Source organism: Xenophilus azovorans DSM 13620, assembly GCF_000745855.1.
GTDB classification, from domain to species: domain Bacteria; phylum Pseudomonadota; class Gammaproteobacteria; order Burkholderiales; family Burkholderiaceae_C; genus Xenophilus; species Xenophilus azovorans.
Genome location: NZ_JQKD01000011.1, coordinates 75,496 through 96,193, shown reverse-complemented (window position 1 = coordinate 96,193; position 20,698 = coordinate 75,496). Strand labels below are relative to the sequence as shown.

Genomic DNA, 20,698 nt, shown 5'->3' with positions numbered 1-20,698 from the left:
TGTAGTGGCGACGCCGGGGCCTTCGGCGTCCGTGTCGATGAGGTCGGCCCGGAATGGTGAAGGCTGTTTCAGGTCTTGAGCATCAGGGCTTCCACGTCCCCGGAGACGGGAATCCGCCCGCCGGCCAGCATTTCGCGGTGCTTGTCCAGCCGCTTGAGGTCGTACAGGTAGTTGACCATCAGGCCCCAGGACTGCTTCACGCCCTTGGGCGACGGGTCGGCGGCCCAGTTCAGCCGCTCCACCCGCGCGCCGTTGCCCAGGTGGAAGCGCGCCACCGCGTCCACGGGGCGGCCGTCGACGAGCGCGCGCCCCAGGTACTCGGCGGCGAACTGCGTCAGCACCTGGCGCAGCGGCGAGCGCGGCGTCATCGCCAGCGCCTCGTCCAGCGCCGGCAGCAGGCGGTCGGCCGTGGGCGGCAGCGCGCCCAGCGCGCGGCCCAGCGCCTCGGCCTGCTTCTCGGGCAGGCGCGGCAGCAGCGTCGCCGCGTTCTGCCCCACCCACTGCCGCAGGCCGGGGATGGGCGAGAGCGTGGCGAAGGTCTTGAGCTTGGGGAATTCCTCGCGCAGCGTCTCCACCACGCGCTTGATGAGCGAGTCGCCGAAGCTCACGCCGCGCAGGCCGGCCTGCGTGCTGCTGATCGAATAGAAGATCGCCGTGCCGGCCTTCTCGGCGCCCGGCTTGGCCGACTCGTCCAGCAGCGGCGTGATGCTGTCGCTGATGGCCTGCGTCAGCGCCACCTCCACGAAGATCAGCGGCACGCCCGGCATGCGCGGATGGAAGAAGCCGTAGCAGCGCCGGTCGCGCTCGTCCAGCCGGTTCTTCACGTCCGACCAGCTCTTGATGTCGTGCACCGCCTCGTACTCGATCAGCCGCTCGATCAGCGAGGCGGGCGAGTCCCAGCTGATGCGCTGCAGCTCGAGGAAGGCCACGTCGAACCAGGTCGAGAACAGCTGCTCCAGCTCGGCGTCGAGCGCGAGCAGGCGGCGGTCCTTCTTCAGCTCCGCCAGCAGCTCGGCGCGCAGCTCGACCAGGAAGCGCAGGCCCTCCGGGTGGATGGCGAAGCGCTGCAGCAGCCGCGCACGTGGCGAGACCAGCGCGCGGCGCAGCCGCACCTCGGCCTGGCCGTGCTCGGCCGAGCCGGTCGCCGCCGACTCGAACTGCGCGTGCGCGGCCTTGAGCTTCGCGGCGTCGGGCGCGAAGCACTCGTTCATCAGCAGCCAGACGTCGCGCCGCTCCTCGCGCGGCAGCTGCGCGTACCAGAGCGCGATGTCGTGCGCGCGCCGGCCGGCCTCGACCTCGCTCACGCGCGGGTCGACCACCGCCTGCAGGTCCTCCAGCGCCTTGCGCAGCGTACGCGGCGCCATCGCCTCGCCGTGGCGGCGCAGGGTCGCCTCCAGCCGCTCGGCCAGGGTGCGCGGCGCGCGCGCGTCGGCCGCGGGCTTCTTCGCGGCCGGCGCGCGCGCGGGGCGTGCCGCGGCGTCCGCGTTCTTCTCGGAAGGCTTGAGCAGCGACACGCCGCGCTGGATCCATTCGGGAGGCGTCATGTTCAAAATCTCGGTCGGGGGTTCTTGGCCAGGGTGCGCAGCGCCTCGCGCTGGCGCTGCAGGTGGGTGCGCATGGCGGCGTCGGCGCCCTCGCTGTCGCGCGCCTTCAGGGCGGCGAACACGGCCAGGTGCTCCGACAGGCTCTGCTCCAGCCGGCCCGGCACCTGCAGCGTCTGCAGGCGCGCCAGCTTGAGGATCTTGCGCAGGTCGCCGATCACCTGCGCCAGCCAGCGGTTGTCTGCCATCGCGATGATGGCCTCGTGGATGGCGTAGTTGGCGGCGTAGTAGTCGTTGATGCGGCGCGCCTTGGCGCAGCGCGCCAGCCGCTGGTGCATGGCCTCGAGGGCGTCCAGCTCCGCGTCGGTGGCGTTGCGCGCCGCCTCGAAGGCGCAGCGCCCTTCCAGCAGCGCGATGACGGGGAAGATGTCGTCCAGGTCCTTGTCCGTCACCTCGGCGACGAAGCAGCCGCGGCGCGGCTCGTGGCGCAGCAGGCCCTCGGCCGTCAGCACCTTCAACGCCTCGCGCAGCGGCGTGCGCGAGATCTGCAGCCGCGCGCACAGCGCCGCCTCGTCCAGGAAGCTGCCGGGCGCCAGATCGCCGTCGAAGATCTCCTCGCGCAGCCGGTGGGCCACCTCGTCGTGCAGGGAGTGGGGGACGATGCTCATCGCGGCGGAGGGCGGGTGGGCGGTAGAACGTCGGACGGGTGGGGCAGCGGGAATCGGGGAAGGAAGCGGGAAACGGCGAGGTCGGAGTAATTACGCGTAATTATGAGAGGCTGCGCAGCATCGCGCAATGCGGTCGGCGGCAGAAAAAGCCCCTTTACAGTCGGTTTCCCTCCACGCCATTCCCCTCCCCGCCTCGCATGTCCCGCAGCGCCCAGAGCACCCGCCGCGCCCGCCAGCCGCGCCCCCTGCCGATGCGCGACGGCGTGGGCGCCAGCTGCGTGGCGCTGCCGCCCGGCCCCTGGGCGACGGTGCTGGACTTCCTGTGCGAGCGCTTCGCGATGGTGGCGCGGCAGGACTGGTGCGAGCGCATGGCCGCCGGCCGGGTGGTGGACGGCGCCGGCCACCCGCTCACCCCCGGGCGCGCCTACGAGAAAGACCTGCGCGTCTGGTACTACCGCGAGTGGCCCGACGAGCCGCGCATCCCCTTCGAGGAGCGCATCGTCTTCCAGGACGAACTGCTGGTGGTGGCCGACAAGCCGCACTTCCTGCCCGTCACGCCCTCCGGCCGCCACGTGCGCGAGACGCTGCTGGCCCGCCTGAAGCGCCGCCTGGGGCTGGACACGCTGGTGCCCATCCACCGCATCGACCGCGAGACGGCGGGCCTGGTCGTCTTCAGCGTGCAGCCCGCCACGCGCGGCGCCTACCAGCGCCTGTTCGAGCAGCGTGCGGTGGCCAAGCGCTACGAGGCCGTCGTCCACTGGCCGCCGCCCCGGCCCCTGCCCGCCGTCCACCGCAGCCGGCTGATGCCGGTCTTCATGCGCTCGGAGGACGTGCCGGGCGAGCCCAACAGCGAGACGGCCATCGAGTTGCTCGACGCCGGCGAGCGCTTCGCCCGCCTGGCCCTCGCGCCGCGCACCGGACGCAAGCACCAGTTGCGCGCCCACTGCCACGCGCTGGGCGTGCCGATCGTGGGCGACGGCATCTACCCCGTGCTGCGGCCCGAAGGTGCGGACGATTTCAACCGGCCGCTGCAGTTGCTGGCAAGAGAACTGGCCTTCACCGACCCGGTGACGGGCCAGGCGCGACGCTTCGCGAGCGAACGGACGCTCGCCGGCCTGCCCGGCTGATCAGGCCGCCGCGCGCTGCCCGCGCGGCGCGGTGGCGTACAGCCAGATACCGAACAGGATCATCGGCACGCACAGCCACTGCCCCATGCTCATGTTCAGCGCCAGCAGGCCGAGGAAGTCGTCGGGCTCGCGGAAGTACTCGGCGATGAAGCGCATCGCGCCGTAGCCGATCAGGAACACGGCCGACACGCGGCGCTCGCGCCGCTCCTTGCGGGCATAGAGCCACAGGATCACGAACAGCAGCAGCCCCTCGAGCAGGAACTGGTAGATCTGCGAGGGATGGCGCGGCAGCATCGAGCCGCTTTGCGGGAAGACCATGCCCCACGGCAGGTCGGGGCTGGCGAAGCGGCCCCACAGCTCGCCGTTGATGAAGTTGCCGATGCGCCCCGCGGCCAGCCCGGTGGGCACGCAGGGCGCGACGAAGTCCATCACCTGCCAGAAGGGCTTGCCGCGCGAGCGGGCGAACCACACCATCGAGCCGATCACGCCCAGCAGCCCGCCGTGGAAGCTCATGCCGCCCTGCCAGACCATCAGGATCTCCAGCGGGTGCGTGAGGTAGTGGCCGGGCTTGTAGAACAGGCAGTACCCCAGCCGCCCGCCCACGATGACGCCCATGACCCCGAGGAAGAGCATGTCCTCCACGTCCTTGCGCGACCAGGCGCCCTCGCCCGCCACCGAGCGGAAGGGCTCGTGCCGCAGCCGGCGCGTGGCGAGGAAGAAAAAGAGGCCGAAGGCGGCCAGGTAGGTCAGGCCATACCAGTGGATGGCGACCGGGCCCAGTTGCAGGGCCACGGGGTTGAACTGCGGGTACATCAGCATGGGCGCCGATTGTGCCCGCCGGCCGTGGCGCGCCCGGGGCGCGGCCGGCGATGCCTCAGCCGCGGCCGAGCATCCAGGCCACCGCGAAGGCGACGGCCGCCGGCACCACGAAGACGATGCCGAGGATCGGCAGTTCCGCGCGCACGGTGTAGCCGGCGTGGGTCACGCCCACCCACATGTTGACCAGCGCCACCAGCGCCCACGCCGGCACGAACCAGCGCGCCGCCAGCGCCATGGCGGCGGTGCTGGCGCCCCACAGGTGGCCGAAGAGGATGAACAGGCCCAGCAGCACGATGCCGCCGCCGATGACCATCGCCATGTGCATGGGGAATCCCTTCGCGTCGGATGAGGCGCCGATGATCGCCTACTTGGTGGTGTAGCCGCCGTTGATCAGGATGGTCTGCCCGGTGATCCACCAGCCGTCGCTGACCAGGTGGCGGATGAAGGGCACCACGTCCTCGATGTCGGTCAGGCCCGTCTTGCTGAAGGGCGACAGCGCCGCCGCCGTCTTGTGATAGGCCACCGCGTCCTCGCCCTCGGCCGGGTAGAAGAAGGGCGTGTCCATCGGGCCCGGGCCGACCGCCGTGACCGAGATGCCGCGCGCGCCGAACTCCTTGGCCGCCGCGCGGGTGAAGTGCTCCACCGGTGCCTTGGTGCCGGCGTACGAGGCATAGAAGGGCGTGAAGGCGCCCAGCAGCGAGGTGACGAGCGTCACGACCTTGCCGTTGTCGTTGACGTGCCGGCCGGCCTCCTTCAGGAAGAAGAAGGCCGACTTGCTGTTGACCGCCGCCATCTCGTCGTACTCGGCCTCGGTGATCTCGGCCAGCGGCTTCTTGAGCACCTTGCCGACGGTGTTGATGGCGATGTCGGGCCGGCCGATGGCGGCCACGGTGTCGGCGAAGAGCTTCTCCATCGCCGCGGCGCCGGTCAGGTCGGCCTGCAGCGCCACCGCCCTGGCGCCCGCCTTCTCGATGGCCGCGACGGTCTTCTCGGCGTCGGCCCGGCTGGCGGCGCTGTTGTAGTGGATGGCGACCGCCTTGGCGCCGTGCTGCGCCAGATCGGTGGCGATCAGGCCGCCCAGGTTCTTGGCACCGCCGGCGATGAGGGCCACCTTGCCCTGGATGCTGTGCTTGCTCGACATCGAAACCTCCTGATGAATGAATGGCGGAATTCAGTCTATTGAGCAGCATCGATTCGATAAACAGCCTCCCTCTGGCTAGACTGTTCAGGAATTCATACCAATCAGCATGGACCGCATCGACCAGTTGCGCATCTTCCTGCGCGTCGCCCAGTGCGGCAGTTTCACGCTGGCGGCCGACCAGCTCGCGCTGCCGCGGGCCAGCGTCTCCACCGCCGTGCAGCAGCTCGAAGGCCGTCTGGGCGTGCGGCTGCTGCACCGCACGACGCGACGCGTCAGCCTCACGCCCGACGGCGAGTCGCTGCTGGAACGCGCCCGCGCCGTGGTCGCCGACGTGGACGAGCTGGAGCAGCAGTTCCGCCCCGCCGGCGGCGCCCTCGCCGGCCGGCTGCGGGTGGATCTGCCCAGCCGCGTCGCCCGCCGGCTGGTGGCGCCCGCCCTGCCCGCCTTCCTCGAACGGCATCCGGGCATCGAGGTCGAGCTGGGCTCCAGCGACCGCGCGGTCGACTTGGTGCACGAGGGCATCGACTGCGCGCTGCGCGTCGGGACGCTCGCGGCCAGCAGCCTGGTGGCGCGGCCGCTGGGGACGATGCGCCTGATCAACTGCGCCAGCCCCGCCTACCTGGCGCGCCACGGCACGCCGCGCACGCCGCTCGACCTGCCGCGGCACCTGGCGGTCAACTACGCCTCGCCGACCAGCGGGCGCATCGCGCCCTGGGAGTGGCAGGAGGACAGCGCACCCCAGGCACTGGCGATGAGCGGCCGGGTGGCCGCCAACAACGCCGAGACCTACATCGCCTGCTGCCTGGCGGGCCTGGGGCTGATCCAGATCCCGGCCTTCGACGTGCGCGAGCACCTGGCGGCCGGCGAGCTGGTCGAGGTGCTGCCGTACTGGCCTGCGCCGCCCATGCCGGTGCACTTCGTCTATCCGCATCGGCGCCACCTGTCGCGCCGCGTGCAGGCCTTCAGCGCCTGGCTGGCCGGGCTCCTGCAGCCGCAGCTGGCCGCCTGACGGCCGATGGATGTCAATGAGAACGACAGCGATGCGCACGCAGAGCGCGGACGCGGGGGCTTGCGCCGGCGGCCCTCGCCCCGCCGCGGCCGGCGGCGCATACTTCACCGGTTGGGCGCCCGCGCGCCCGTTGCCAACGACAAGAAGAGGACCGCCATGCAAGGCCACCCCCAAGTGATCGACTGCCTCAAGGACCTGCTGCGCGGCGAGCTGGCCGCCCGCGACCAGTACTTCGCCCACTCCCGCAACTACCAGGACCAGGGCCTGCAGCGCCTGTACGAGCGGCTGAACCACGAGATGGAGGAAGAGACCCAGCACGCCGACGCACTGATGCAGCGCCTGCTGATGCTGGGCGCGCAGCCGGACATGAAGCCCAAGGACTTCACCCCCGCCACCACCGTGCCCGACATGCTGGCCAAGGACCTCGCCACCGAATACGAGGTGCGCCAGGCGCTGAAGGAAGGCGCCCGCCTGTGCGAGAGCCTCGCCGACTACGTCAGCCGCGACATCCTCGTCGCGCAGCTGCACGACACCGAGGAAGACCACGCCTACTGGCTGGAGAAGCAGCTGGCGCTGATCGACAAGATCGGGCTGCCCAACTACCTGCAGTCGCAGATGGGCTGAGCCGTCAGCCCTGCACGCGGGCGCGCACGAAGTCCACGAAGCGCGCCAGCGCCGGCGACACGGCGCCGCCGGGCCACACCAGGCTGGTCTCGCACAGCGGCAGCACGGCCCGCCGGCGGGAGCCGCCCAGCACCTCGCCCGAGCGATACACCACCCCGGCCCGCCGGAACTGGGTGACGCTCTCCGGCACCCAGGCCACACCGACGCCCCCGGCCACCAGGTTGACGATGGTCTGCATCTGGATCGCCTCCTGCGCGACGCGCGCCGCGCAGCCCGCCGACTGGTAGAGCGCCATCACCGCGTCGTGCAGCGACGGCACGATGCGGCGCGGGAAGATCACCAGCGGCTCGGCCAGCACCTGCGCCAGCGCCGGCCGGTCCGCCCGGGCCAGCGGATGCTGCGTCGGCAGCGCCAGCACCATCGGCTCCGTCGCCACCGCCAGCCGCACCAGGCCCGGCGGCGCGGCGCCGGGGGTGTGCAGCATCAGGCCGGCGTCGATCTCGCCGCGCGCGAAGGCCGCGAGCTGCACGTCGCCCGTGGCCTCCACCAGCTCCAGCGCCACGCCGGGGCTGTGGACGCGGAAGGCGCGCACCCATGCCGGCACCTGCTCGAAGCCGGCGGTGGAGACGAAGGCCAGGCGCACCCGTCCCACCTCGCCCGCCGCCGCGGCGCGCGCCCGCGCGGGCAGGCCCTGCGCCTGCGCCAGCAGCGCGCGCACCTCGGGCAGCAGCGCCTCGCCGGCCGGGGTGAGCGCCACGCGCCGCCGCGTGCGGTCGAAGAGGCGCACGCCCAGCACGCGCTCCAGCCGGGCGATGGCCTGGGTGACGGGCGGCTGCGTCATCGCCAGGCGCTGGGCGGCGCGGCCGAAGTGCAGCTCCTCCGCCACGGCGAGGAACTGGCGCCAGGTGCGCAGGTCGATGGCCTCTTGACTCATTCACACAGCATATCAATCCACGCTGCAAAGAGGATTGGATGCAATGAGAAGCCGGCGCGACAATGCCGCCTTCTCCCCCACGAAACCCGAGCGAGACCGATGGACACCAAGACGATCCAGATCAACCGCCGCAGCGCCAACATCACCGAAGGCAAGGCGCGCGCCTCCAACCGCTCCATGTACTACGCCATGGGCTACACGGAGGACGACTTCAGGAAGCCCATGGTCGGCGTGGCCAACGGCCACAGCACCATCACCCCCTGCAACTCCGGCCTGCAGAAGCTGGCCGACGCCGCCATCGCCGGCATCGAGGAAGCCGGCGGCAACGCGCAGGTGTTCGGCACGCCCACCATCTCCGACGGCATGGCGATGGGCACCGAGGGCATGAAGTACTCGCTGGTCAGCCGCGAGGTGATTTCCGACTGCATCGAGACCTGCGTGCAGGGCCAGTGGATGGACGGCGTGGTCGTCGTCGGCGGCTGCGACAAGAACATGCCCGGCGGCATGATGGGCATGCTGCGCGCCAACGTGCCGGCCATCTACGTCTACGGCGGCACCATCCTGCCGGGCAAGTGGCGCGGACAGGACCTGAACATCGTCAGCGTGTTCGAGGCCGTGGGCCAGAACGCCGCCGGCAAGCTCAGCGACGCCGACCTCAAGGAGATCGAGCAGCACGCCATCCCCGGCACCGGCTCGTGCGGCGGCATGTACACGGCCAACACCATGTCCAGCGCCTTCGAGGCCCTGGGCATGAGCCTGCCCTACTCCTCCACCATGGCCAACCCGCACGACGAGAAGCAGAACTCGGCGAAGGAATCGGCCAAGGTGCTGATCGAGGCGATCAGGAAGGACCTCAAGCCGCGCGACATCGTCACCAAGAAGGCGATCGAGAACGCGGTGTCGGTCATCATGGCCACCGGCGGTTCGACCAACGCGGTGCTGCACTTCCTGGCGATCGCGCACGCGGCCGACGTGGAATGGACCATCGACGACTTCGAGCGCATCAGGAAGCGGGTGCCGGTGATCTGCGACCTCAAGCCCAGCGGCAAGTACCTGGCGGTGGACCTGCACCAGGCCGGCGGCATCCCGCAGGTGATGAAGGTGCTGCTGAACGCCGGCCTGCTGCACGGCGACTGCATGACCATCACCGGCAAGACCATCGCCGAGACGCTGGCCGACGTGCCCGACCAGCCGCGCGCCGACCAGGACGTGATCCGCCCGATCGACCAGGCGCTCTACAAGGAAGGCCACCTCGCCATCCTCAAGGGCAACCTCAGCCCCGAGGGCGCGGTGGCCAAGATCACCGGCCTGAAGAACCCCGTCATCACCGGCCCGGCGCGCGTGTTCGACGACGAGCAGTCGGCGCTGCAAGCCATCCTCGACGGCAAGATCAAGGCCGGCGACGTGATGGTGCTGCGCTACCTGGGCCCCAAGGGCGGCCCCGGCATGCCCGAGATGCTGGCCCCCACCGGCGCGCTGATCGGCGCCGGCCTGGGCGAGTCGGTGGGCCTGATCACCGACGGCCGCTTCTCCGGCGGCACCTGGGGCATGGTGGTCGGCCACGTGGCGCCCGAGGCTGCGGCCGGCGGCAACATCGCCTTCGTGAAGGAAGGCGACAGCATCACCATCGATGCGCACAAGCTGCTGCTGGAGCTGAACGTGAGCGACGCCGAGCTGGCCGAGCGCAAGAAGGGCTGGACGCCGCCGGCTCCGCGCTACACGCGCGGCGTGCAGGCCAAGTTCGCCTTCAACGCGGCCAGCGCCAGCAAGGGCGCGGTGCTCGACAACTACTGAGCCGCGCCCAGGGCGGTCACCCGCCCAGCAGGCGTGCCACCAGACCGAAGGCCGCGAAGCCGACGCCGACGACCACGAAGATGAAGCGCGTGTGAAAGGGCATCGCGGCCGGCGGCAGGCTCTGTGCGACGAAGTGCAGCAGGCAGCCGCCGCCGACGATCATGAAGCCGGCGCCGAGCGAGCGCGTCAGGTCCTCGCCAAGGAAGCTGACCGCGAAGCCGCCCAGGAACACCACGTTGGCGACCACCGTGAGCTGCGTGCGCCGGCGCCGCTGCGCCGGCGTGGGCGGACGCGGCGGCACCTCGCCGCGGCGCTCGCTCACGGCCTGCGCCGTGAAGAACACGCCGAAGAGCGTGGGCAGCAGGCCGAACAGGCCCAGGGCGATCGCCAGGCCGCTGGCGTTCTGCAGGTCGTCGATGCGTGCGCGGGCGGCGTCGCCCTGCGGCAGGCGCACCGGCACCTCGTCGCCGGGCCCTGCGCGCGGCTGGCTGCCGCCCAGGCCGGTGATGCGGTGCGTGGCCCCGTCGGGCGCGGTGAACTCCACCACCGGACGGTCGCCCTCGAACTCGATCAGCCGGCCGGGCACGGCCATCGAGTCCGCGCTGTTCTTCCAGCCCTCCCAGACGGCCACGCCGGCGCCGGTCAGCCCGGTGAGGCCGATGACCAGCGTGCCGATCGCCACGCCGACGGAGAAGCCCGCCCAGCGCCCCACCAGCGCGCCCAGCGCCGGACCGAGCACGCAGGCGCCGAAGAAGGCCAGCAGCCATCTCGTGACCAGGGCGTCGTCCATGCCCCGCCTCGCCGGGCGCCGGGAGGATCGCGCCGCTCAGCGCCTGCTGCGCTTGCGGTTGGAGCGGGCGCTGAGCATGCCCAGCTGGCTGCGCTGGCGCTCGATGCGCGCCTGCTTGCGCTCGTCCTCACGCTCCATCGCCTTGCGCTTGGTGTAGCCGGACGCGTCCGCATACCACCACCAGGCCGCCGCGAAGGCGAAGGGAATGAGCACGATCCACCAGCTCAGGCGGGCGACGAAGCCCACCTCGAGCAGCTTGAGGACGACACCCAGCACACCCAGACCGAGAAACCACATGGAACAACCCCTCCGACTTGCATGGCGCGCGCCTGGCCGGCACGTCGCGCTCCCTACCTAGAATCCGTGCGAGCCACTGTACAGCAGCCACGCCCCGCCCCATGCGTCCGTTCCGTCTTTCCATCCTCTGCGGCAGCGCCGCCCTCCTCTGGCTCGGTGCCGCGGCGCCGGCCGCGGCCGACCTCGCGCTGGCGACGGCCAAGAACTGCATGAGCTGCCACGCCGTCGAGCGCAAGGTGGTCGGGCCCTCCTTCAAGGACATCGCGGCGCGGTACAAGGGCCAGGCCGGCGCCGCCGACCTGCTGGCCACCAAGATCCTCAAGGGCGGGGCCGGCGCGTGGGGGCCGGTGCCGATGCCGGCCAACACCCAGGTCAGCGAGGCCGACGCGAAGAAGCTGGCGGCCTGGGTGCTGTCGACCAAATAGGCCACGGGCGGCGGACGCGCCTCAACCGACGCGCGGCTGCACGGCCAGTTCGGCCTCGATCGCCTCCAGCAGCCGCCGCGCGCCCACCGTGGGCTCGCCCGTGCGCCGCAGCGTCACGCCGACGGGCCCGTCGGTGCTGCCGGTGTCAAAGGGCAGGCGCCGCAGTTCGCCGCGCGCCAGCGCGCAGCGCACGGCGCCCTCCGGCGCGAACCACACCGCGTCGATGCTGCGCAGCAGCTCCAGGGCGAAGCTGGTGTCGGTGGCCTCGACCAGGCGCGGCGGCGGCCGCGTGCCGCGCGCGTACAGGAAGGCATCGGCCGTGTCGCGCACCAGCGTGCCCTGCACCGGCACGATGAGCAGGTGGCCGGCAAGCTCTTCCAGCGTGGGCGGCGCCTCGCGCGCCAGCAGCGGGTGCCCGGGCGCAGCCACCAGGACCAGCGGCTCGCTGCCCAGCGCGCGGAAGGACAGGTCGACCATCGCCGAGGGCTGCGCCAGGCGCCCCAGCACCAGATCGATCTCGCCCTGTCGCAACTGCGCCATGAGCTGGCGATTGGTCCCGCTCACCACCCGCACCCGCAGCGCCGGCTCCAGCGCCGCCAGCCGCGCCACCGCCGCCGGCAGCAGGCCCGCCGCCATGTTGGGCAGGGCGCCGACGGCCACCCGCAGCTCGTCGGCCTCGGGCTGCTCGAGCGCCTGCGCCAACCCTTCCTGCAGGGCGCGCAGCGTGCTCACGGCATGCTTCATCAGCACCTCGCCGGCGGCCGTGAGTTCCACGCCGCGGCGCCGGCGCAGCAGCAGGCGCCGGCCGACGATGTCCTCCAGCTCGGCCACGGTCTTGGACACGGCGGGCTGCGTCAGGGCCAGCGCCCGGGCCGCGCGCACGAGGTTGCGCTCCTGCCCGACGACGGCCAGGCATTGCAGGTGGCGCAGCTTCAGTCGTGAAAAATTCATGGCTCTCGATCTCCTGGACGAACACCTGCTCGATGGCGTAGCCAGCCGAGATATTAATTTCTTGAATACGTAAGCAACGAGCTTTCAGTTGTGCCGAGGGGACGCGCCACCTAGAGTGCGGTCATCGGACACGCGCCGCCACGGCGCCTGCCCGCCAGCAACCACAGGAGACTCCCATGCCCCGAACCCTCGCCCGCGACGCCGTCTCGCCGCGCCGCCGCCCCGTGCTCGCCGCCTCCCTCCTCGGCCTGGCCCTGGCCGCCCTCGCGGGCGGCACCGCCTCGGCACAGAGCGCCTGGCCCGACAAGCCGGTGCGCCTGGTCACCAACTTCCCGGCCGGCGGGCCGCTGGACGTGCTGGGCCGGCAACTCGCCATCCCGCTGCAGGCCGAGCTGGGCCAGCCCTTCGTCATCGACAACCGCCCGGGCGCCGGTGGGAACATCGGCGCCGACGCGGTCGCCAAGAGCGCGCCGGACGGCTACACGGTGCTGCTGACCATCGACACTACCCTCACCATCAACCCGCACGTCTACCGGAAGATGCCCTTCGCGCCGAAGGACCTGAAGCCGCTGATGATCCTCTCGTCCTCAGGGCTGACCCTGGCGGTCAACCCCAGCGTGCCGGCCAGCGGGCTGCGCGAGTTCGCGGACATGGGCAAGAAGCAGGAACTGACCTTCTCCTCGGCCGGCAACGGCAGCCCGGGGCACATCGCCTCCGCCCTGTTCGCCAGCGGCACCGGCGCCCGCATCACGCACGTGCCGTACAAGGGCAATGCGCCCGCCGTGACGGCCTTGATCGCGGGCGAAGTGCAGGCCGGCATCCTGGCCACGCCCGGGCTGCTGCCGCAGATCCAGGCCGGCAAGGCCCGGCCGCTGGCGGTCACGGGCAGCCAGCGCTCGCCGCTGCTGCCGCAGACGCCGACCGTCGCCGAGCTGGGCTTGAAGGACCTGGGCTTCGACGTGCTGTACCTGACCATGGTGCCGGCCGCCACGCCCGATGCGGTGGTGAAGAAGCTGCAGGGCGCGTTGCAGCATGCCCTGGCCCAGCCCGAGGTGAAGCAGCGCCTGGGAACGCTGGACATGGTGCCGCTGGGCGAGACGGGCCAGGCCGCGGCCGACCGCCTGGAAGCCAACCGGCAGCGCTACGGCAAGATCGTCGAATCGATCGGCCTCAAGCTGGACTGATGCCCATGAAGCGGCCGAACCTCATCTTCATCGTTGCCGACGACCTGGGCTACGCCGACCTGGGCTGCTACGGCGGGCGCGAGGCCTCCTTCGGCCCCGTCTCCCCCGTGCTCGACCGCCTGGCCGCGCAGGGCATCCGATTCACCCAGGGCTACTCGAACTCCCCCGTGTGCTCGCCCACCCGCTTCGGCCTGATCACCGCGCGCTACCAGTACCGCCTGCGCGGCGCCGCCGAGGAGCCCATCAACAGCAAAAGCCGCGGCAGCACCACCCTGGGCCTGCCGCCCGAGCACCCCACGCTGCCCTCGCTGCTGCAGGACGCCGGCTACCGCACCGCCCTCGTGGGCAAGTGGCACCTGGGCTACCCGCCCGCCTTCGGCCCCCTGCGCTCGGGCTACCAGGAGTTCTTCGGCCCCCTGTCCGGCGGCGTGGACTACTGGACGCACTGCGACTCCGCCGGGCGCCACGACCTGTGGTTCGGCGAGGAGGAAAAGCAGCACGAGGGCTACCTCACCGATCTGCTCTCGCGCCGCGCCGTGGACTTTGTGGATCGCATGGCCCAAGGCGACGATCCCTTCTTCCTGAGCCTGCACTACACCGCCCCGCACTGGCCCTGGGAGACGCGCGAGGACGCCGGCCGCGCTGCCGTGGTCAAGGACAACCTGTTCGACCTGGCCGGCGGCAACGTGGACACCTACCGGCGCATGATCCACCACATGGACGAGGGCATCGGCTGGCTGGTGCAGGCGCTGGAGAAGAACGGCCAGTTGGACGACACGCTGATCGTGTTCACCAGCGACAACGGCGGCGAGCGCTTCTCGGACAACTGGCCGCTGGTGGGCGGCAAGATGGACCTGACCGAAGGGGGCATCCGGGTGCCGTGGATCGCGCACTGGCCGGCTGCTATCCGGGCGGGCGGCGAAAGCGGTCAACTGTGCATGACGATGGACTGGTCGGCCACGATGCTGGAGGCGGCCGGGGTGGCGGCGCATCCGGAGTACCCGCTGGACGGGGTGTCGCTGCTGGGGGTGCTGCGCGATCCGGCGCAAGGCGGCTTCGAGCGGGACCTGCACTGGCGCATGAACCACCGGGGCCAGCGGGCGCTGCGCCAGGGGCGCTGGAAGTACCTGCGGGTGGATGGCAACGACTACCTGTTCGACGTCGAGGCCGACGAGCGCGAGCGGGCCAACCAGGCCAGGAAGGAGCCCGGGCGGCTGGCGGCCATGCGCCAAGCCTGGGAGGCGTGGAACGACACCATGCCGCCCATCCCCGAGGACGCCACCGTCAGCCTGGGCTACTCCTGCAAGGACATGCCGCAGCGCTGACGCGCAGGCTTCCGGACGCGCTCAGGGGCCGATGACGTCGCCGGCCGGCGACGATGCCGGCGGCAGCGGCTGTTGCTGCGCCCTGCGATCCAGCCGGTCTTCCAGTTGGCCGATGTGCGCCGCCACGGTGTTGTCCATCTGCTCGGCGCGCTGGCGCAGCGCATCTTCCAGTTGCTCGATGCGCGCCAGCAGCGCGGCGTGGCGCTCGCCGTTGCGGGCCATGTGCTCGTTCTCCTGCGCCGCCAGGAAGTTGCGCAGTTCGGTGAAGCGGGACGCCTCGGCCTTGTCGGCCAGGTCGCGCTGCGCCTGCATCTCCTTGCTGTGGCGCCGTGCGTCCATCAGCACGCTGCTCTGCAGCCACAGCACGTAGATCAGGAAGAACAAGCCCAGCAGCACCGTCAGCCCCAGCATGATCAGCCCCAGCGGGGCCGTGACCTGCATGAAGCCGACGGACATCATCGTCGGCGTGGCCAGCGTGCCCCAGTTGAGCGCGGCCAGCGCGGCGATGAGCAGAACGACGACGAGAAGGATGCCTGTGCGCAATCCCATGGTGAACCTCTCCTAGTTTTCAACTCCGCCGTTTGTAACGCAGGACGGCCCGCGCCCCTGTAGTCCGGTGGCGCGGGCCGTCGCAAGCTGGCCGGTCGCGGGCGTCAGTTGGTCTCGGCCAGTTGATCGAGGATGGCCGGATTCTCAAGGGTGGAGGTGTCCTGCGTGATCGCCTCGCCCTTGGCGATGGAGCGCAAGAGGCGCCGCATGATCTTGCCGCTGCGCGTCTTGGGCAGGTTGTCGCCGAAGCGGATGTCCTTGGGCTTGGCGATCGGGCCGATCTCCTTGGCCACCCAGTTGCGCAGCTCGTTGGCGATGGCCTTGGCTTCTTCGCCTGTGGGCCGGCCGCGCTTGAGCACCACGAAGGCGCAGATCGCCTCACCGGTCAGGTCGTCGGGGCGGCCCACCACCGCGGCTTCGGCCACCAGGTCGGTCTTGGCGACCAGGGCCGACTCGATCTCCATCGTGCCCAGGCGGTGCCCGCTGACGTTGAGCACGTCGTCGATGCGCCCGGTGATGCGGAAGTAGCCGGTCTTCGCGTCGCGCACGGCGCCGTCGCCGGCGAGGTAGATCCTGCCGCCCATCTCTTCGGGGAAATAGCTCTTCTTGAAACGCTCCGGGTCGTTCCAGATGGTGCGGATCATCGAGGGCCAGGGCCGCTTGATGACCAGCATGCCGCCCGAGCCGTTGGGCATGTCGTGGCCGGTTTCGTCGACGATGGCGGCCTGCATGCCCGGCAGCGGCAGCGTGCACGAGCCCGGCACCAGCGGCGTGGCGCCCGGCAGCGGGTTGATCACGTGGCCGCCGGTCTCGGTCTGCCACCAGGTGTCGACGATCGGGCAGCGCTCGCCGCCGACGTTCCGGTAGTACCACATCCACGCCTCGGGATTGATCGGCTCGCCGACCGAGCCGAGGATGCGCAGGCTGGTCAGGTCCCAGTTCTTCGGATGCACCTTGGCGTCGGAGTCGGAGGCCTTGATGAGCGAGCGGATCGCCGTGGGCGCGGTGTAGAACACCGAGACCTTGTGGCGCTCGATCATCTGCCAGAAGCGGCCGGCATGGGGATACGTGGGCACGCCCTCGAACACCACCTGCGTCACGCCGGCGGCCAGCGGGCCGTAGACGATGTAGGAGTGGCCGGTCACCCAGCCGATGTCGGCTGTGCACCAGAAGACGTCCTCGGGTCGGATGTCGAAGGACCACTGCATCGACAGCCGCGCCCACAGCAGGTAGCCGCCAGTGGCATGCTGCACGCCCTTGGGCTTGCCGGTGGAGCCGGAGGTGTAGAGGATGAACAGCGGATGCTCCGCGCCCACCGGCACCGGCGCGCATTCGCTGCTCTGGCCGGCCAGCACCTCGGCGAAGGTCTTGTCGCGGCCCTCGACGCGGTTCCACGCCGAGGCCGTGCGCTCGTAGACCAGCACGGTCTTCAGCGTGTCGCAGCCGCCCATCGCCACGGCGTCGTCGACGATGGCCTTCAGCGGCATCTCCTTGCCGCCGCGCAACTGGAAGTTGGCGGTGATCACGGCCACCGCGCCAGCGTCGATGATGCGCTCCTGCAGCGCCTTGGCCGAGAAGCCGCCGAACACCACGCTGTGCGTGGCGCCGATGCGCGCGCAGGCCTGCATGGCCACCACCCCCTCCACGCCCATCGGCATGTAGATGACCACGCGGTCGCCCTTGGCGATGCCCTGCGCCTTCAGCGCGTTGGCGAACTGCCCCACGCGCGCCAGCAGTTCCTTGTAGGTGACGTGGGTGACGGTGCCGTCGTCGGCCTCGAAGATGATCGCGGTCTTGTTCTCGACCGGCGTGCCGACGTGGCGGTCCAGGCAGTTGGCGCTGGCGTTGAGTTCGCCGTCGGCGAACCACTGGTAGAAGGGCGCGTTGGATTCATCCAGCGTCTTCGTGAAGGGCTTGGTCCACTGCAGCTGCTCGCGGGCGCGGCGGGCCCAGAAGCCCTCGAAGTCCTTCGCCGCCTCGTCGCACAGCGCCTGGTAGGCGTCCATGCCCGCGATGCGCGCACCTTCGCGCGCACGGGCGTCGGGTTCGAAGACGCGGTTCTCGACGAGGACGGATTCGATCGCGGACGAGCTGCTGCTCATGACTGGTGTCTCCTTCTAGGCAGTTGTCGGGACGGACTGTGCGGCGCCACTCTTACGAAGCACTGACGCGGACGATGGTAGTCCTGCCCGCGCACGGGTGCATCGGGGCGAAGGCGCGGCCCTGCGGGCTTCTAGAATCCGCCTCCCCCGACGACACCCTCGCCGCGATGTCCCTGCCCGATCCTTCCGACATGAACCCGCCCAAGGGCTCGCCCCTGCGCCCGCTGCCCAGCCTGATCTTCGCCAGCCGCTGGCTGCAACTGCCGCTGTACCTGGGCCTGATCGTGGCCCAGGCGGTGTACGTGGTGCACTTCCTGATCGAGCTGACGCACCTGGTCGAGGCCGCCTTCGGCAGCGAGAAGGCCCTGCAGGCGCTGATCACCAGCATCGGCTACAAGACCACGGCGCCCATCACCACGCTCAACGAGACGGTCATCATGCTGGTGGTGCTGGCGCTGATCGACGTGGTGATGATCTCCAACCTGCTCATCATGGTGATCGTCGGCGGCTACGAGACCTTCGTCAGCCGCATGAACCTCGAGGGCCACCGCGACCAGCCCGAGTGGCTCAGCCACGTCAACGCCTCCGTGCTCAAGGTCAAGCTGGCGATGTCGATCATCGGCATCAGCTCCATCCACCTGCTCAAGACCTTCATCAACGCCGAGAACTACACCGACAAGGTGCTGATCGCGCAGACGGTGATCCATGCGGTGTTCCTGCTCTCGGCCATGGCCATCGCCTACACCGACCGGCTGATGTCCGGCCCGGAAGACAGGCACTGAAAGGCCAGGCCGTGACCCCGGGCGCCGCCGCACAGTCGAGTCTTGCCCGGTGGGAGCGCGGCCTGCCCTCCGAGGGCGGCCTGCCCTTCGAGCCCCTGCTGCGCCGCTGCCGGCTCGACTATTCCCCGGCCAGCCTGGGGCGCATCGACATCTTCCTGGACGCCGTGCGCAGCGCGCGCCGGCCGCAGGAGGCCGACTTCCTGGCCGACGCGGCGCAGCGCCAGCTGCTGTGCCTGCTGGCCTTCTATGCCGGCGAAGTGATCGGCCGCGCGATGGAGCGTGCCCCGCAGTGGCTGCTGCCGGCGCAGGCCGCGGCGCTGGCGCCGCCGCCGCCGCTGCCGGCCCACCCCTTCCATGCCGCGCTGAGCGCGCGCTTCGGCGATGCGCGGAATGCCGACGGCGCCCTGCTCTTCCTGCCCCTGGCGGCCCTGTGCGGACGGCTGTTCGGCACATCCGGCGCGGTGCCGCAGGGGCTGCAGGCGGCGGCCGCCGCCTGGTGGCCCGAGGCCTTGCGCGATGCCGAACGGGCCAAGGCGCCCCTGCCGCCGCGCGCCGGCGAGCCCTGGCCGCCGGAGATGCCCGCGCCCAGCCAGCCGTCCGAGGATTCACCCGAGGCCCTGTGCATCCGTGCCCAGCGCCTGACGCACGGCGAGGCCGCCGCCCCCGACCTGGGCGCCGCGCTGGACCTGTACCGGCGCGCCGCCGAGGCCGGCCTGCTCGAAGCGCAACTGCAGGCGGCCCGCCTGCACCTGCGCCACGACGGCCCGGCACCCGACCTGCTGGAAGCCGAGCGCTGGCTGCGCCTGGCGGCCGCGCAGGGCAGCGACAAAGCGCGCGAACTCATCGCGCAACTGGAACTGGACCGACCTCCCATGCCCACGCTGGGCGAGCGCGTCGACGCCTGGACGGACCGCACGGTCGACTGGGTGGTCGACCGCATCGAGCGGCTGGCAGCCGCGCGATCGGCCTCGCGCCGACGGCCCCAGTGAATTGCCGGCTGATCCATCCACATCCCGGTGACATGACCACAGAACGCGGCTGAATTCGGGAACATCCGGATTTCATCCGGACAAAGTCGACTACAATAGAGGTCTTTTCCACAGCCGGCGGGCTTTCCGCCGGCGCTCTGCGCGCTACTCGCGGATCGTTCCTGCATCCCGTCGCGGCGCCAGATCCCTGCGCCGGCCCCTGGCCGGCGGCGGCTGGCGCTGCCAGCCACCCCGACGCCGCGTCGCACTGCTCCGCTCGGCCCCCTCGACCAGGCCCGCCGAACGGCCCCCGCTGTGCGTGACGGGCGCTGGCTGCGTCGCACCTCGTCGTCTTCAGTGCCTGCCCTGCGGCTGCGGTCCGCGGTCGCCTGCACGCTTGCTTTTCCAGGCGGCCATTGCCAAGCCCACCCTTACCCAAGGAGGCCTGCCGCCATGGCAAAAGACATCCAGATCGACCACGTGTTCAAGGTCTTCGGCGACGACCCGGAGGCCGCGCTCGCGCTGGTGCGCGAGGGCCTGTCCAAGCAGGAGATCCTCGCCCGCACCGGGCAGTCCATCGGCGTCTTCGACGCGCACTTCGACATCAAGGCCGGCGAGATCTTCGTCATCATGGGCCTGTCCGGCTCGGGCAAGTCCACGCTGGTGCGCCTGCTCAACCGGCTGATCGAGCCCAGCGCCGGGCGCGTCGTCGTCGACGGGCGCGACATCTTCAAGCTCTCCGACGCCGAGCTGCGCGCCCTGCGCCGCAAGGACATCAGCATGGTGTTCCAGTCCTTCGCGCTGCTGCCGCACATGACGGTGCGCGACAACACCGCCTTCGGCCTGGAGCTGGCCGGCGTGGACAAGACAGCGCGCCTGGCGCAGGCCGACGAGGCGCTGGCGCAAGTCGGCCTGGCCGGCTGGGGCGACAGCTACCCCGACGAACTCTCCGGCGGCATGCAGCAGCGCGTGGGCCTGGCCCGCGCGCTGGCCTCGGACCCGTCCATCCTGCTGATGGACGAGGCCTTCTCCGCGCTCGACCCGATCATCCGCACCGACATGCAGAGCGAGCTGCTGCGGCTGCAGCAGGTCAAGCGGCGCACCATCGTCTTCATCTCGCACGACCTGGACGAGGCCATGCGCATCGGCGACCGCATCGCCATCATGAAGGACGGCCAGGTGGTGCAGGTGGGCACGCCCGAGGAGATCCTGCGCAACCCGGCTGACGACTACGTGCGCAACTTCGTGCGCGGCGTCGATGCGGCGGCCGTGTTCAAGGCCGGCGACATCGCTCGGCGCACCCAGGTGGTGGTGGCCGAGACGCCCAGCCGCGGCGCGCGCTCCACGCTGTCGATGCTGGAGAGCCAGGACCGCGAGTTCGGCTTCGTGGTCGACACGCGCCAGCAGTTCCTCGGCCTGGTCTCGGCCGAATCGCTGCGCACCGCGCTGAAGGACCACGAGGGCTCGCTGGGCCTGCACCACGCCTTCCTGCCCGAGGTGCGCACGGTGGCCGCCATCCACCCCGTCAATGAACTGTTCGGCCAGGTGGCGCAGTCGCCCTGGCCGCTGCCGGTGGTGGACGAAGGCGGCCGCTACGTCGGCGCCATCAGCAAGACCACGCTGCTGCGCTTCATGGACCGCAACACCGGTTGAACCCACACCTCAGGA

General features: G+C 70.9%; 21 protein-coding genes. 10 read left to right on the top strand and 11 right to left on the bottom strand.

The genetic code is table 11. The features are described 5' to 3' along the window. Window positions 1-68 precede the first annotated feature (68 nt). Entirely contained in the window at window positions 69-1,544 is a 1,476-nt protein-coding gene (locus Q392_RS08350; RefSeq protein ID WP_038204502.1) for a malonyl-CoA decarboxylase, read from the bottom strand. 2 nt (window positions 1,545-1,546) lie between these two features. Beyond that, on the bottom strand, window positions 1,547-2,209 hold the full coding sequence (locus tag Q392_RS08345; RefSeq protein ID WP_038204499.1) for a GntR family transcriptional regulator: 663 nt from the start codon (window positions 2,207-2,209) through the stop codon (window positions 1,547-1,549). A 197-nt stretch (window positions 2,210-2,406) separates the two neighbouring features. On the opposite strand from Q392_RS08345, the gene Q392_RS08340 reads away from it, so the two are divergent. Continuing rightward, on the top strand, window positions 2,407-3,336 hold the full coding sequence (locus Q392_RS08340; protein WP_051953092.1) for a pseudouridine synthase: 930 nt from the start codon (window positions 2,407-2,409) through the stop codon (window positions 3,334-3,336). Here Q392_RS08340 and lgt read toward each other — a convergent pair whose 3' ends face one another. From lgt to Q392_RS08325, 3 genes are read right to left on the bottom strand one after another with little or no spacing between them, the layout of a single operon-like run. Next, window positions 3,337-4,155 carry a prolipoprotein diacylglyceryl transferase gene (lgt, locus tag Q392_RS08335; RefSeq protein ID WP_038204496.1) on the bottom strand — a complete coding sequence of 273 codons (819 nt, stop codon included), beginning with the start codon at window positions 4,153-4,155 and terminating at the stop codon, window positions 3,337-3,339. Between the two features lie 55 nt (window positions 4,156-4,210). After that, on the bottom strand, window positions 4,211-4,480 hold the full coding sequence (locus Q392_RS08330) for a hypothetical protein (RefSeq protein ID WP_038204486.1): 270 nt from the start codon (window positions 4,478-4,480) through the stop codon (window positions 4,211-4,213). 39 nt (window positions 4,481-4,519) lie between these two features. Further along, on the bottom strand, window positions 4,520-5,296 hold the full coding sequence (locus Q392_RS08325) for an SDR family oxidoreductase (protein ID WP_038204484.1): 777 nt from the start codon (window positions 5,294-5,296) through the stop codon (window positions 4,520-4,522). Window positions 5,297-5,402: 106 nt separating this feature from the next. Between Q392_RS08325 and Q392_RS08320 the strand changes: the two genes are divergently transcribed. Continuing rightward, window positions 5,403-6,305 (top strand): LysR family transcriptional regulator, encoded by a 903-nt coding sequence (locus Q392_RS08320; protein WP_038204481.1) that lies wholly within the window; start codon window positions 5,403-5,405, stop codon window positions 6,303-6,305. A 156-nt stretch (window positions 6,306-6,461) separates the two neighbouring features. Further along, window positions 6,462-6,929, top strand: a complete 468-nt coding sequence (locus Q392_RS08315; protein ID WP_038204478.1) for a bacterioferritin — start codon at window positions 6,462-6,464, stop codon at window positions 6,927-6,929. Window positions 6,930-6,933: 4 nt separating this feature from the next. Here Q392_RS08315 and Q392_RS08310 read toward each other — a convergent pair whose 3' ends face one another. Beyond that, complete coding sequence (locus tag Q392_RS08310; protein ID WP_038204475.1) at window positions 6,934-7,863, bottom strand: LysR family transcriptional regulator; 930 nt, start codon at window positions 7,861-7,863, stop codon at window positions 6,934-6,936. A gap of 99 nt (window positions 7,864-7,962) precedes the next feature. Between Q392_RS08310 and ilvD the strand changes: the two genes are divergently transcribed. Next, the gene (gene ilvD / locus Q392_RS08305; protein WP_038204472.1) at window positions 7,963-9,657 is read left to right on the top strand and encodes a dihydroxy-acid dehydratase; all 1,695 of its coding nucleotides are present in this window, start codon (window positions 7,963-7,965) and stop codon (window positions 9,655-9,657) included. A gap of 16 nt (window positions 9,658-9,673) precedes the next feature. On the opposite strand, the gene Q392_RS08300 is transcribed toward ilvD, so the two are convergent. Both Q392_RS08300 and Q392_RS08295 read right to left on the bottom strand, forming a co-directional pair. Beyond that, on the bottom strand, window positions 9,674-10,447 hold the full coding sequence (locus Q392_RS08300; RefSeq protein WP_038204469.1) for a DUF3592 domain-containing protein: 774 nt from the start codon (window positions 10,445-10,447) through the stop codon (window positions 9,674-9,676). Window positions 10,448-10,483: 36 nt separating this feature from the next. Further along, window positions 10,484-10,744 carry a TIGR04438 family Trp-rich protein gene (locus tag Q392_RS08295; RefSeq protein ID WP_038204466.1) on the bottom strand — a complete coding sequence of 87 codons (261 nt, stop codon included), beginning with the start codon at window positions 10,742-10,744 and terminating at the stop codon, window positions 10,484-10,486. A 101-nt stretch (window positions 10,745-10,845) separates the two neighbouring features. On the opposite strand from Q392_RS08295, the gene Q392_RS08290 reads away from it, so the two are divergent. Then, window positions 10,846-11,169, top strand: coding sequence for a c-type cytochrome (locus tag Q392_RS08290; protein ID WP_051953090.1), 324 nt, complete (start codon window positions 10,846-10,848; stop codon window positions 11,167-11,169). Window positions 11,170-11,190: 21 nt separating this feature from the next. On the opposite strand, the gene Q392_RS08285 is transcribed toward Q392_RS08290, so the two are convergent. Then, on the bottom strand, window positions 11,191-12,120 hold the full coding sequence (locus tag Q392_RS08285; RefSeq protein WP_038204462.1) for a LysR substrate-binding domain-containing protein: 930 nt from the start codon (window positions 12,118-12,120) through the stop codon (window positions 11,191-11,193). Between the two features lie 176 nt (window positions 12,121-12,296). On the opposite strand from Q392_RS08285, the gene Q392_RS08280 reads away from it, so the two are divergent. Both Q392_RS08280 and Q392_RS08275 read left to right on the top strand, forming a co-directional pair. Next, window positions 12,297-13,304, top strand: coding sequence for a Bug family tripartite tricarboxylate transporter substrate binding protein (locus Q392_RS08280; protein ID WP_038204459.1), 1,008 nt, complete (start codon window positions 12,297-12,299; stop codon window positions 13,302-13,304). A gap of 5 nt (window positions 13,305-13,309) precedes the next feature. Further along, a complete protein-coding gene (locus tag Q392_RS08275) occupies window positions 13,310-14,629 on the top strand; it encodes a sulfatase family protein (protein WP_038204800.1) in 1,320 nt (439 codons plus the stop codon). Window positions 14,630-14,650: 21 nt separating this feature from the next. Here Q392_RS08275 and Q392_RS08270 read toward each other — a convergent pair whose 3' ends face one another. Both Q392_RS08270 and acs read right to left on the bottom strand, forming a co-directional pair. Next, on the bottom strand, window positions 14,651-15,178 hold the full coding sequence (locus Q392_RS08270; protein WP_038204456.1) for a signal transduction histidine kinase: 528 nt from the start codon (window positions 15,176-15,178) through the stop codon (window positions 14,651-14,653). Between the two features lie 104 nt (window positions 15,179-15,282). Beyond that, on the bottom strand, window positions 15,283-17,280 hold the full coding sequence (gene acs / locus Q392_RS08265; RefSeq protein ID WP_038204454.1) for an acetate--CoA ligase: 1,998 nt from the start codon (window positions 17,278-17,280) through the stop codon (window positions 15,283-15,285). Window positions 17,281-17,447: 167 nt separating this feature from the next. On the opposite strand from acs, the gene Q392_RS08260 reads away from it, so the two are divergent. The 3 genes from Q392_RS08260 (at window position 17,448) to proV (ending at window position 20,683) form a co-directional block, all read left to right on the top strand. Then, window positions 17,448-18,062, top strand: coding sequence for a TIGR00645 family protein (locus Q392_RS08260; protein ID WP_038204451.1), 615 nt, complete (start codon window positions 17,448-17,450; stop codon window positions 18,060-18,062). An 11-nt stretch (window positions 18,063-18,073) separates the two neighbouring features. Then, window positions 18,074-19,051: a tetratricopeptide repeat protein gene (locus Q392_RS31245; protein WP_051953088.1), complete on the top strand. Its 978-nt coding sequence runs from the start codon at window positions 18,074-18,076 to the stop codon at window positions 19,049-19,051. 432 nt (window positions 19,052-19,483) lie between these two features. Next, the gene (gene proV, locus Q392_RS08245) at window positions 19,484-20,683 is read left to right on the top strand and encodes a glycine betaine/L-proline ABC transporter ATP-binding protein ProV (RefSeq protein ID WP_038204448.1); all 1,200 of its coding nucleotides are present in this window, start codon (window positions 19,484-19,486) and stop codon (window positions 20,681-20,683) included. Window positions 20,684-20,698: the final 15 nt, after the last annotated feature.